Raw genomic sequence first — 12,323 nt, forward strand, 5'->3', positions numbered from 1 at the left:
TTACAGTCATCCTATTCGTTAACATGGCTAGTCAATGACATAATAAAAAGCTCAGATTAAAGCGTAGACTATTTTTTAGTATGTTCATGGTTAACTTAAGGATGAACGCTCACAATTTCAACAGTTTATTTTCTGTTCAGATGACATGTAACTGCAAAGTTTAAGATGAGATATGATTAATAAGTCATAGTGAATATTATTAGATGCTTTTTGAGCTGTTAATGACAAAAAACCATGAGTGAAAACCCATGGTTTTTGTTTAAGAGTTGCTGAGCCTTATTACTCTTAAGGCTGTTGACGTGTTGGAGCTAACACGATTTCACGAACACAAACATTTTGTGGCATTTCATAAGCAAATAAGGCAGTTTCGGCAACATGTTCAGCAGCGAGTACACCACCCATCACTTCTTTCCAGTCAGCATAGCCATCTTTGATATCTTGGCTAGTGGTATGGCTGAGTAGTTCTGTTTCAACAGCGCCAGGTGCAATCGTCACCATACGCACATCATCCATTGCCACTTCTTCACGGATGTTTTCAGTTAATGCGTGAACAGCAAACTTAGTCGCACAATAAGCAGCGTGATTTGGGAAGGTTTTACGACCTGCAATTGAGCTCACGTTAATGATAGTGCCTGTTTTGCGAGCTTTCATGTCAGCCAGTACGCTGTGAATTCCATTTAATACGCCCATCACATTAACGTTGAGCATTTGGCTCCATTCTGCTGGATTTTGCTCGTCAGCTTGACCTAATAACATCACTCCTGCGTTGTTAATTAAGCAGCCTACAGGCCCAAACTTGTCTTCTGCACTAGCAATAGCAGCTTTCATTGCTGTCGCATCGGTTACATCGACACTGATGCTTAAACTATTTTCAAGCTTAAGCGCTTCCATTTTTTCTACACGACGAGCAAGTAATAAAAGAGGGTGACCTTTTGCGCTAAATGCTTTAGCCATAGCAGCACCAATACCTGAAGATGCGCCAGTAATTACGATAAGTTGTTTCATTTTTTCGACCTCTATTTGTAAGTTGGGAGAATTATAGAGAAAGGTTTATTGGTGATATATAATCAATAAAGAACATAATTGTTTACACATGACTTCTAATGGTGTTTACCTTGAATAGTGAAATAAATTTAGTCGATATCCGCGCATTTGTTGTTATTGCTGAGTTGGGTAACTTTACGCAAGCAGCAGAAGCCTTAGGTTGTTCTCGTTCTCATATATCTAAGCAATTACTGAGTTTAGAGACGTTTCTAGGAGTGACTTTAATTGTCAGAACAACACGAACGCAGCGGTTAACAGAGCAAGGTGAGTCATTTTTATTACAATGCCAGCAAGCCTTGCAGCAAATAGACATGGCGGTTGCGACCACGGTGGAAAGTGCGAAGCAACTTAAAGGGAATATTTACATTAATTGTGTGGGCGGTGTCATCGGCGAAGAGATTGTTGTGCAACTCGTCAATGACTTTATCCAGCTTTATCCCGATATCACCATAGACTTAGATTTCAGCAGTCAGCGAGTGGACTTAATTGAAGATCATTTTGATGTAGTGTTTAGAATGGGAGAATTGGCCGATTCTGGTTTGATTGCTAGAAAACTGATGGATATTAAAAATTGTACGCTTGCCTCCCCAGAATACTTGGCGCATTACGGTCACCCAACTCATCCCAATCAGTTGAATAAGTTTGCTTGTATTGTTGGTTCAATCAATCATTGGCGATTTGAGAAAGTAGACTCAGCTAAAGAGAGTATCGAAGTCGCGATTAAGGGGAATTTTAGGTGTAAAAATGGCCGAGCAATGAAAGTTAGCGCCTTAGCAGGTAACGGGATAGTTAGATTACCTTATTTGTATTGTCCTGAAGAAATCCGCACAAACCAGTTAGTGGAAGTCTTTACTGATTGGCATATTCCCGATACCCCCTTTTATGTGCTTTATCATAAAGACAAATTTCAACCTGAGCGATTGAAAAAATTTATTCAATTTACTCATGAAAAATTTAAATCTTATCTACCTGATTTATAGATACATATTTTAATTTTTTGCCAGAATCAGCATAAAACTTATCTGCATATTTATGGGATTTGATCTCCCTTTTTAATTATTTCTACTATCTTTAATAGACAATAAAAAGGGAAATGATGGATGCTAAAAAGACTTGCGCTAGCTTTCTGTTTACTTGTGCTTGCCATTAATGTGCAAGCTAGCGGGCTTTATTTTGAAGCTCGCAGTGACAGTATGGGCGGCACAGGTGTAGCAGCATCTAATCGAATTGGTGCAAGTTTTATTAACCCTGCTTTATTGGCAATTCTTACTCCCCATGCAACTTATACCAACGAAGAAATAAAAAAGACGCAAAAGTTTTCATTATTACTCCCTGCTGTTGGCGCCGAAGGTGATGATAGCGATGACATGATTGATAAATTTGATTCGCTTCAAGACTCCTATGATGGTTTAGAAGATGCGATTAATAATGGCGACACCGATGATTTTGAAGCTTTTAGAGATGATTTAGTCATTGATTTAGAATCGTTGAAAGGTAATACAGCTAATGTATCTGCTGGTGTTGGAGCCGCGTTCGTTATCCACAATGAACATCTGCCGATGGCTGTATTTTATAAAAGTTATATCGATGCAGTTGGTGTCGCTGATATCGCTCAATCTGATATTGATACACTAAATAACTTAGATCCACTTAATCCGCCTTCTGAGATCAGTGACTTAGATTCTCAGGGCGTGGTTTTAGCGGGTGGTGTAACTGACTTTGGTGTGGCGCTTAGCTTTCCTCTATCGATTGTTAACATGCCAGTCAGAGTGGGTGTTTCGCCCAAATTTCAACGAATCGACACTTACCATTACTCTGTGAATGCTAATAATTTTGATGCCGATGATTTTGATGATGATAAATATAGAAATGATGAGAATTTATTTAATTTGGATATCGGTGTTGCTTTTGAACCTATGGATGAACTAACAATTGGTTTGTCTGCACGAAACCTTTTCAGTAAAACTGTTAAAACCGTTGAGGCGCAAGGTCGTGAGTTCCATTATCAGGTTGAACCTTTAATTACAGCTGGCGTAGCATACGATTGGACATCAGTTACCTTAACAACAGACATAGACTTAATTGATCAAACACGCTTTAAAGAGTTTGATGCTGTGCAATATTGGCGAGTGGGCGGTGAGGTTAAAGCGACTGATTGGTTATCGTTACGCATGGGATATCGCCACGATTTAAAAGACAATACTGTTGATATCTATTCATTTGGAACCGGGTTTGCGATTGGTCAGGCTTTTAAGCTTGATATGAGTGGTAGTTATGGCGAAGATGATGCTATTGGGGCAGTGCTACAAACCTCTTATCACTTTTAGGCAGACTTGGTTTAGACTCCCGTCTAAGTAGTAAAATACCCCATGAATATTACAGCTCTAGTGAGTTACTCACTTACTTAATCACCCACTTAGTCACTCATTCTCATAGCCACATTTTATCCCACAGACAATTCAATTAATGACTTTATTGTTAGCACCAAGGCACTTAAGCCACACAATACTAATGTGGCTATACGCGTTTTTTGTTTATCCACTTTGTTGCTGAGTTTTCCTGCGACAAAACTGCCTAAAAAAACCGATGGAAGCAGCATTAAAGACAACCAAACATGCTTCATTTCAACTAAGCCAACGATGATTAAAATGATCATTGCGATCATAGAGCTGAATACAAAGAAGATTGATAATGCAGCGCGAAATTGCGGTGCATCTTTTCCGGCTAATAAAATGGCCAATGGTGGACCACCAATAGCGGCAATATTACCAAATATCCCTGACAGGATCCCTGCGATGAATAGTGTGAAGCGATTGACTGGAGCAGTGATTTTATAAAAGCTCAGAATGACCGCACTGGCAACGATAAAGGCAATAGCCAGACCTAATATGGATTGTGGCGCAAACAGTAGTAATGCTGCACCGAGAAAGCCACCGGGGATACGCCCAATTAACGCATATTGCAGACCATTAAATTGAAGTGAGGTTCGTTCACGTAGCAAGGTAAGAAAAGCGATGAAAAAACCACAAGCAATAACAGGTGCGGGTACAAGTTGGGGATCAATAATATACAGCAGAGGGCTTGCAACAACGGCTAACCCGAAACCAATAAGGCCTTGGGTTAACGCACCGAGAAATATAATCAACGATGCCAGCATCAAGGTTTGCGGATCGATAAATGCCATATACTTCTCTTTGAGTGCTAAGTGACCCTGATATCTCGATTTTACGCAGGTATTGTGTCGCTGGTGGACAGTGACGTTAGTTGCTAAATGAGCAAATTATTCTAGTAAGCCGTTCAAGTTACTATTGCACTAAGCTAATTCACTAAGCTAGGTCAGGTAACCCAATTTAGGCAAACAAAGCTATAGCACCAAAGCTATAGAATCAAAAGTAGATAAACAAAGTTTGATAAATAAAGCTTGATAGACAGAGTGCTGAAAGCTTACACCGAAACGTAAGCTAAGAGTCATGCAATATTTCCTAGGGTAATCGCCAACTCTTATTTAGCTTTAAGCTTAGGTTGGCGACAGACTTATTCGTCTAAATCTTCCCACTCTATACCCATTTGATCCATCAGCGCTTTCGCTTCACTTGGGATACTATCAGGGCCTTCTTTAGATAAATCATCATCATTTGGCAGTGGCTGGCCAGTGTATGCATGTAAAAATGCTTCACACAAAAGTTCGCTGTTGGTTGCATGACGCAAGTTATTAACCTGACGGCGAGTACGTTCATCGGTAAGTACTTTTAATACTTTTAAAGGAATCGATACCGTGATCTTTTTAACTTGTTCATTTTTTTTGCCATGTTCGGCATATGGGCTGATATAGTCGCCATTCCATTCAGTCATTAACTCACCTTTATACGATAGATTCGTGGCAGATTTTAACTGCTTATTTATTACAGTCAAATTATTGCTGCTATTCTATAACGAATGCAAATAGATTTCTTTATGTTTAGACGTCTAAACGTCTAATTTGTGTTGACGATCTGATTTAGCTTAGGTACATTTAGCCATCTAGACATCTCTATGTTGTTTTTATTCTAGTGTGTCAATCTTTAGGAGCAAACTATGACCAAACATCGCGCAGCTACACTTGCCGTTCGCCAAGGTATCGAATCAGATACACAATATGGCGCAGTAGTCCCGCCGATTTATCTTTCGACTAATTACTCGTTTGATGGACACACAAACCCAAGAGAGTTCGACTATAGCCGTTCTGGTAACCCGACACGTTGTGTATTAGGTGAGGCGATTGCCAAGCTTGAAAATGGTGCTACAGGTGTGGTCACTTGCACAGGCATGGCGGCGATTACTCTGGTGACCAGTTTACTAGGGCCTGAAGACTTAATCGTTGTTCCCCATGACTGTTATGGGGGCAGTTACCGACTGTTCACTAATCTTGCCAACAAAGGCCAATTTAAATTATTGGTTGTTGATCAAACTGACGAGAAAGCACTGGCAGATGCCATTGCACAAAAACCAAAAATGGTTTGGTTAGAAACCCCTTCGAATCCACTTTTACGCGTTGTGGATATTAAAGCGATTGTGGCAGCGAGTCATGACGTTGATGCGTTAGTTGTGGTTGATAACACCTTCCTTTCACCAATTTTACAGCAACCACTAGAACTGGGTGCTGATATCGTGATGCACTCAACCACTAAATACATTAATGGCCATAGTGATGTGGTTGGTGGCGCTGTTGTCGCTAAAGACCCAGAACTTGGTGAGTTATTGCATTGGTGGTCAAATACCTTGGGCCTAACAGGTTCAGCTTTCGATAGTTACTTAACGCTTCGCGGTATTCGTACTCTTGCTGTTCGTATCAGAGAGCATCAAACCAATGCACAACGCGTCATTGAAGTGCTAAAAGCAAGTAGTGTCGTTGAAAAAGTCTATTATCCAGGCTTAAAAGACCACCCAGGTCACGATATTGCAGCCAAACAGCAAAAAGGTTTTGGCGCTATGTTAAGTTTTGAGCTTAAAGGTGGTGAAGCTGAAGTGGTTGCATTTTTAGAAGCACTGTCGATTTTCAGTGTTGCTGAAAGCTTAGGCGGAGTGGAAAGCTTAGTTGCCGTCCCTGCCACAATGACACATAGAGCAATGGCGCCTGAAGCCCGCTACGAAGCTGGCATTAAAGATACATTATTGAGACTATCTGTGGGTATTGAAGACGCAGAAGATTTAGTGATTGATATTGAAGCAGGTTTAGCTGCTGTCGCTGCACTTTAAGCTAATAAATTAGATTGTCATAAGCTGAGTCAGTAAGATTTTATTGTTGCCATATTCAGTCAATATGGCGGCGCAAAAAGTGGTTTAAGGAGTAACAAATGACCCGCAGTCATTTACATAAGTTTGGTGGTTCAAGTCTAGCTGATGCTGATTGTTATCGCCGCGTCGCACATATTTTGCTTACTCATGGAAACTGTGATGATTTAGTCGTTGTGTCAGCTGCGGGTAAGAGTACTAATTTTTTATATAAACTATTATCCCTGCGAGAAGCAGGTGATTTATGGCAAGAAGAGCTTCAAGTTCTTATCAGCTACCAGCAAAACCTCATTGAGCAGCTTTTATCTAACGAACAGGCACGTGATTTACGTGAGCGTTTATCTACTGATAAGTCACAGCTTATCAGCTTGCTATCACTTGAGCAGCGCAATGAGTTTCAATTAAATCATGTCCTGAGTTTTGGGGAGCGTTGGTCTGCAAGATTAATGGCTGCACTTTTACGAGAGTCAGGTGTCGCAGCAGTAAACGTTGATGCTTGTTCAATTCTCGTGGCTGACGAAGGCGTTGTGCCGAATATCCGTATCGAAGAGTCTCGCCAAAAAGTTCAGACCTTGCTTGAAGCACATCCTGATGAACGTTTAGTTATCACTGGCTTTATTTGTGCCAATCAACAAAATGAAACCTTATTACTTGGCCGAAATGGTTCTGATTACAGCGCTACCTTAATTGCCAGCTTAGCGGATATTGAGCGAGTCACCATTTGGACTGATGTAGAGGGTGTGTTTAACGCCGATCCTAATAAAATTAGCGATGCTAAATTACTGGATAGTATGTCGCTTGCTGAAGCTGACCGTCTTGCACATTTAGGTTCGCCAGTACTACATAGCCGTACTTTACAGCCACTGTTTGACACTAATGTTAGTTTAGCTGTGCGCTCAAGTTATGCCTCGCATACTGATTTTACTCTGATTGCACCGCAAAGCTCCTCTGCGAGCGCGCCAGTGGTAACAAATTTAAATGAAGTGGTGTTGTTTCGAATTAAGCAGCAGTCTCAAACTCAAGATTTAATTGAGCTACTGGCTCAAGAGGGCATAGCTCCATTAGCTTACTGGACTTCAGCACATCATAAAGTGGAATTAGCTTTTACCGTTGAAAGCCAGAAGCAAGTGCAGAATTTACTCGCACTAAATAGCGATGCCTTGGCAATTAGTGATATTAGCATTAGTAAAGAATTGGGCTTAGTCGCCTTAGTGAGTGCTGACGCTGAGCACTACCGTCGTAGCTTTGCGCGTTTATTAAGTCGCGATGCTAAACCCTTGTATCAAGATGGGTTGAGCTTAGTGACCTTAGTGCCAAAAACACAGGTTAACTTATTGACTCAAAAGGTCCATCGTCGCTGCGCAGGCCCGCGCATGCGAATTGGTGTGTTACTTTTAGGTGTTGGTAATATTGGTGAAGCTTGGATCGATTTATTCCAGCGTTCATCTGCAGCATTGAATCGTGAACTTGAAGCCACGGTGCAGTTAGTTGGCTTGCTTAGTTCTAAAGAAGCATTAATTTGTTCTCAAGGGATTGATATTAGTAACTGGCAAGACAGCTTTGATACCACAGCAAAAGCGTGGGATTACCCAAGTTTATTTGAGCAGTTAGAGCAAGTTGATTGTGATGAATTAGTGGCACTAGATATCAGTGCTAGCGCGAGTTTAACTCTGCAGTACCCTGAATTATTTTCTCGTGGTATTCATATGGTGAGTGCGAATAAACTTGCTGGTTCTGGTCCACTTCCGTTTTATCGTGAGTTAAAACAGCAGCTCAGTAATCGTCGCTTATTTTGGCGTTATAACGCCAGTTGTGGCGCAGGTTTACCAATTCAACATGCATTAAATGATTTGCGCAATAGCGGCGACACGATTGAAGCTGTTGGCGGTATTTTCTCTGGTACTTTATGTTGGTTGTTTGAGCACTACGATGGCCAGAAGTCATTTTCAGATTTAGTGATTGAAGCGCGAGGATTAGGGATCACTGAGCCCGATCCGCGAGACGATCTTTCTGGCCGAGACATGCAGCGAAAACTGTTAATTCTTGCCCGTGAAATTGGCTTTGATATTGAGCTTGAAGATATTGTTTTAAATTCGCTAGTACCAGCAGAATTAGCTGATTTATCACTGGATGACTTTCTTGCTCGCATTGGTGAGTTAGATCAAAGCATGCTGCAGCAATTTACAGCCGCATCGGAGCAAAACAAGGTACTACGTTATGTTGCGTCGCTCGATAAAGTTGACGGTAAGATGCACGCAGAAGTTGGCATTCAATGGGTTGATTCAAATCATCCATACGCAAACTTAACCCCAGGCGATAACGTGTTTGTTATCCGCAGCGCATTTTATCAAGGCAATCCGCTGATTATTCGCGGCCCTGGTGCTGGTCGAGAGGTGACTGCAGCTGCCGTCCAGTCTGATTTGGTGCAGATCTGTAAGGATCTACTGCAAGAGTAAGACTGACTGACGTTATATTATGCATTAACGTCAGGTCATGATTAATTTTAAAGGCTTATTCCTAAAAGGAGTAAGCCTTTTTTGTATCTTGAATAATAACGAAAAATCTATTCAATCAAATTTATGCGGTTGTGCAAAAAGTATTCAGTTTTAGCATGGGATTTTGTCTATAGTGGTATTTAGTCGGAGATGGATTTCAAAAGAGGCTGATAAATGAATAAAAATAATCGTTTAAAGGATGGCTATTTAATGAGTATCAATGCTGCCGTATTAGGGAGTGCCTTATTGAGTGGTGTTTTGAGTTTTGGTGTGATGGCCAATATTCCTGAACAATCCCCAAAAGAGTTACTACAAACTGTGCCTGCACCTGCCCAGGTCTGCCTCAGTTGTCACGGTGTGCATGGTGAAGGACTTGGTGTCGCTGGGCCTAGATTAGCTGGTTTGTCGAGTGAATATATTGCTGAGCAAGTGAGTCACTTTCAGACAGGAAAGCGTCAGAACCCAACGATGATGGCAATGGCGATGACAGTGCAAGGCGATAACATAAAGCTAGTGTCAGACTTCTTTGCAGCTAAACCTGTGGCTGAGATCAAGCTTCAGTATCGTGGTGATAAAGTGGACATAACCGATATAGGAGAAAAGCTAGCTTTCCAAGGTGATTGGGAGCGAGATATTCCAGCTTGTACAAGCTGTCATGGCCCCTCTGGTATTGGCGCGGGTCAGTTTCCTAGGTTAGCTGGCCAAGAGCCTACTTATTTAAAAAATCAGCTATTAGCATGGCAGTCTGGTGCCCGTACTGGTGATGCCGACAACATGATGGGCAGTATTGCTAAAAAGCTCACCGCTTCAGAAATCGACGCGTTAACTCAATATTTTTCGGCTCAGAAATAAGGACATACTATGAAGCTATATTACTTTTCAGCAGTTGGTGTGTTACTCAGTATGAGCCTATCGGCGACTGAATTGCCTGATAGACAAGCACAACTGCCATCTGTCGCCAAAGATGCCAATGCGCAATATCTTCAACCCAACTCTTTATCGACTATTCCACAGGGAAAGTTCGGCGATAAAGTAAGAAAGGGCTATCAATTGTTTGTGAATAGCCAGCAGATGCGAGGTACCTACGTAGGCAACGAATTAAATTGTGTGAATTGCCATATGAATGCGGGTAATAAGGCTAATGCATCGCCTTTGTGGGGCGCATATATGGCCTACCCAGCCTATCGTAAAAAAAATGACAAAGTGAATAGTTATGAAGAACGTATTCAAGGTTGTTTTACTTATTCAATGAATGGCAAAGCGCCTGAGTCTGGTAGTGAAGCGTTAGTGTCTATTTCTGCTTATTCATACTGGCTAGCCATGAGTGGTTTAATGAATCAGTTTAATGTCGCGGGCCCAGTTCCTGAAATGTCAGATTCTGACTTACTTAAGGGCGGTAATAGAGAAGACTTTCCGTTACCTGAAGCGATTACCTCAAAGCTTGATCAACAAGCGCTTACTAAGCTGCCAGGAAGAGGTTTTCCTAAGCTAGAAAAGCCTGAGTTAGCCTATTCAGTAGAGCGAGGTAAGCTTGTATATCAAGCTCATTGTCAGGCATGTCATGGCGATGATGGACAAGGTGTGAAAATGGCCGAAGTGAGTGCATTACCGCCTTTATGGGGGCCGCAAACCTATAATTGGGGTGCTGGTATGCATCGAGTGAATACAGCTGCTAATTTCATTTATGAAAATATGCCATTAGGCAAAAGCATTCAGCTTACAGTGCAACAAGCTTGGGATGTCGCGGCATTTGTTAATGCTCATGAACGTCCTCAAGATCCGAGATATAAAGGTAATGTCGCTGAAACTCAGGCAAAGTATCATCAGCATGAAGGTTTTTATGGAAAACCCAGTGCAGCAGATCCCTCAGTGATATTAGGTTCTAAATCTTATCCTATTTTTCCTGCGTCTAAATAAGAAACATGGGTAATGAAGCATGAGTAAGGAAACATATAAGAAAGCCTGAGTAAGGAAACATCCTTTAAAGCATCAATTATCTTGAATCGGTGCTTTGGCACCGATTTTTTGTTTTATACTGTGCAGTTACTGGCAGAAAACGAAACAGTTAGCTTTTAAACTTAACCCGTGAAAAATTAACTGAAGTCATACTCACGTGAAGTTAGGGTAACAAGGTAATTATAAGAAATGACAAAGAAAGAAGTTGTGCAGGTATATCGCCATCTTGAGTCGGAAAACAAACAACAAGTGGCAGAGCCATTAACATGCCCGGTATGCCTTAAAGAAAATAAATGTGCTGTGACAGCGGGTTTATCAATAGAAAGTTGCTGGTGCTTAACTCAATCTGGCAAAGCAAAAATAGATCCTAAGTTATTAGCGGGACTAAATGGTAAAGCCTGTATTTGCCAAAGCTGTTATCAAAAGTTAACCCAATAACTAAATGAGATCTCATTTGAGTTGTGAGGCGAATTAGCATTGTTGAGGGTGAGTTTTACGCTGCGTTAATAATGATTGTTGATTTATTGTTAAATTTGCATGGTGATGTTGAAAGTGGTTGATATACTTAATTATCATCACATTAGGATCAACATCATGATAAAAAAAATACTCCTAGTTCTTGCTGTTATTATTGCTATTCCCTTCATTACCGCACTTTTCGTGAAACAAGACTACTTTGTTGAGCGCAGTATAGTGATTAATCAAGCTAATGAAACCGTATATGACTACGTCAAATACCTAAAAAATCAGAATGATTTTAGTAAGTGGGCACAGATGGACCCTAATATGGAAAAAACCTACAAGGGTAAGGATGGCAGTGTAGGATTTGTGTCAGCGTGGGCCAGCGAAAACCCAGACGTGGGTGTTGGCGAGCAAGAAATTATTAAGATAATTCCCAATCAACGTATCGATTATGAGCTGCGATTTTTAAGTCCTTTCGAAGCTACATCGCCTGCATACATAAGCTTTAAATCCATTGATAGTAATCAAACTCAGGTTAATTGGGGGTTTAGTGGACATATGAATTACCCAATGAATTTAATGATGCTATTTATGGACTTTGAAACTGTGATTGGCAATGACTTACAACAAGGTTTGGATAATCTGAAAGTCATACTTGAAAACTAGTTAGATATTCTACTTCCCTCAAAGAACATGAGAAGAGAAATTATGTTATGAACTCCTAAAGGTGTAACACTCATTATAATGGTTAATATCTAAGAATATGTGGGTGAATTGAAAGAAAGCATGGTTCTTATAGGAACTGTGTTTTCTTTGCTGATTAAGATCGGATAGGGGCGATATTGGCAAACTCATTTTTGCTCCATTATTAGTTACAGCATTCGGCAGCTATTGATTTCTAGATTTGAATAAAAATCTAAATTCAAAGTCTAGGTCAACGTCTAAATCAAAGTCGTGGCGCTTCGCCCACACCAGACTAAAAGGGAGTGAACTGCGACTCCCTCTTAGAACACCCCGCAGCTCCGGCGAAATTTAAACAGCAAAATTTCCAACGGAGAATCATCCAGCTTTTAACCTCGCTTGTAGACTGCTTCG

At 40.9% G+C, this 12,323-nt stretch carries 11 protein-coding genes; 8 read left to right on the forward strand and 3 right to left on the reverse strand.

Going from position 1 to position 12,323, the window contains the following annotated elements:
* Positions 1 to 285: 285 nt before the first annotated feature.
* Complete coding sequence (locus FNZ24_RS20645; protein WP_153916677.1) at positions 286 to 1,005, reverse strand: SDR family oxidoreductase; 720 nt, start codon at positions 1,003 to 1,005, stop codon at positions 286 to 288.
* 110 nt (positions 1,006 to 1,115) lie between these two features.
* On the opposite strand from FNZ24_RS20645, the gene FNZ24_RS20650 reads away from it, so the two are divergent.
* Together FNZ24_RS20650 and FNZ24_RS20655 are read left to right on the forward strand one after the other, a co-directional pair.
* Complete coding sequence (locus FNZ24_RS20650; RefSeq protein ID WP_153916678.1) at positions 1,116 to 2,024, forward strand: LysR family transcriptional regulator; 909 nt, start codon at positions 1,116 to 1,118, stop codon at positions 2,022 to 2,024.
* Positions 2,025 to 2,144: 120 nt separating this feature from the next.
* Positions 2,145 to 3,371: a conjugal transfer protein TraF gene (locus tag FNZ24_RS20655; protein ID WP_153916679.1), complete on the forward strand. Its 1,227-nt coding sequence runs from the start codon at positions 2,145 to 2,147 to the stop codon at positions 3,369 to 3,371.
* Positions 3,372 to 3,487: 116 nt separating this feature from the next.
* Here FNZ24_RS20655 and FNZ24_RS20660 read toward each other — a convergent pair whose 3' ends face one another.
* Entirely contained in the window at positions 3,488 to 4,228 is a 741-nt protein-coding gene (locus tag FNZ24_RS20660; protein WP_153916680.1) for a sulfite exporter TauE/SafE family protein, read from the reverse strand.
* Between the two features lie 350 nt (positions 4,229 to 4,578).
* Positions 4,579 to 4,896, reverse strand: coding sequence for a met regulon transcriptional regulator MetJ (gene metJ / locus FNZ24_RS20665; RefSeq protein WP_153916681.1), 318 nt, complete (start codon positions 4,894 to 4,896; stop codon positions 4,579 to 4,581).
* 222 nt (positions 4,897 to 5,118) lie between these two features.
* Between metJ and metB the strand changes: the two genes are divergently transcribed.
* From metB to FNZ24_RS20695, 6 genes are all read left to right on the forward strand, one after another.
* Positions 5,119 to 6,279: a cystathionine gamma-synthase gene (gene metB / locus FNZ24_RS20670; RefSeq protein ID WP_153916682.1), complete on the forward strand. Its 1,161-nt coding sequence runs from the start codon at positions 5,119 to 5,121 to the stop codon at positions 6,277 to 6,279.
* A 98-nt stretch (positions 6,280 to 6,377) separates the two neighbouring features.
* Positions 6,378 to 8,771: a bifunctional aspartate kinase/homoserine dehydrogenase II gene (locus FNZ24_RS20675; RefSeq protein WP_153916683.1), complete on the forward strand. Its 2,394-nt coding sequence runs from the start codon at positions 6,378 to 6,380 to the stop codon at positions 8,769 to 8,771.
* Positions 8,772 to 8,984: 213 nt separating this feature from the next.
* Complete coding sequence (locus tag FNZ24_RS20680; RefSeq protein ID WP_228768571.1) at positions 8,985 to 9,662, forward strand: c-type cytochrome; 678 nt, start codon at positions 8,985 to 8,987, stop codon at positions 9,660 to 9,662.
* 9 nt (positions 9,663 to 9,671) lie between these two features.
* Complete coding sequence (locus tag FNZ24_RS20685) at positions 9,672 to 10,727, forward strand: c-type cytochrome (RefSeq protein WP_153916684.1); 1,056 nt, start codon at positions 9,672 to 9,674, stop codon at positions 10,725 to 10,727.
* A 228-nt stretch (positions 10,728 to 10,955) separates the two neighbouring features.
* A complete protein-coding gene (locus tag FNZ24_RS20690) occupies positions 10,956 to 11,204 on the forward strand; it encodes a cysteine-rich CWC family protein (RefSeq protein ID WP_153916685.1) in 249 nt (82 codons plus the stop codon).
* A gap of 156 nt (positions 11,205 to 11,360) precedes the next feature.
* Positions 11,361 to 11,894: an SRPBCC family protein gene (locus tag FNZ24_RS20695; protein WP_153916686.1), complete on the forward strand. Its 534-nt coding sequence runs from the start codon at positions 11,361 to 11,363 to the stop codon at positions 11,892 to 11,894.
* The last annotated feature ends 429 nt before the right edge of the window (positions 11,895 to 12,323 follow it).

The sequence above is a fragment of the Shewanella sp. TC10 genome, assembly GCF_009663145.1.
In the GTDB taxonomy this organism is placed as follows: Bacteria; Pseudomonadota; Gammaproteobacteria; order Enterobacterales; family Shewanellaceae; genus Shewanella.

Excerpts from the sequence above, each read along its gene's own strand:
- FNZ24_RS20675 (WP_153916683.1), top strand. The coding sequence starts at position 6,378 with ATGACCCGCAGTCATTTACATAAGTTTGGTGGTTCAAGTCTAGCTGAT.
- FNZ24_RS20680 (WP_228768571.1), top strand. The coding sequence starts at position 8,985 with ATGAATAAAAATAATCGTTTAAAGGATGGCTATTTAATGAGTATCAAT.
- FNZ24_RS20685 (WP_153916684.1), top strand. The coding sequence starts at position 9,672 with ATGAAGCTATATTACTTTTCAGCAGTTGGTGTGTTACTCAGTATGAGC.
- FNZ24_RS20690 (WP_153916685.1), top strand. The coding sequence starts at position 10,956 with ATGACAAAGAAAGAAGTTGTGCAGGTATATCGCCATCTTGAGTCGGAA.
- FNZ24_RS20655 (WP_153916679.1), top strand. The coding sequence starts at position 2,145 with ATGCTAAAAAGACTTGCGCTAGCTTTCTGTTTACTTGTGCTTGCCATT.
- metJ (WP_153916681.1), bottom strand. The coding sequence starts at position 4,896 with ATGACTGAATGGAATGGCGACTATATCAGCCCATATGCCGAACATGGC.
- FNZ24_RS20695 (WP_153916686.1), top strand. The coding sequence starts at position 11,361 with ATGATAAAAAAAATACTCCTAGTTCTTGCTGTTATTATTGCTATTCCC.
- FNZ24_RS20660 (WP_153916680.1), bottom strand. The coding sequence starts at position 4,228 with ATGGCATTTATCGATCCGCAAACCTTGATGCTGGCATCGTTGATTATA.
- metB (WP_153916682.1), top strand. The coding sequence starts at position 5,119 with ATGACCAAACATCGCGCAGCTACACTTGCCGTTCGCCAAGGTATCGAA.
- FNZ24_RS20645 (WP_153916677.1), bottom strand. The coding sequence starts at position 1,005 with ATGAAACAACTTATCGTAATTACTGGCGCATCTTCAGGTATTGGTGCT.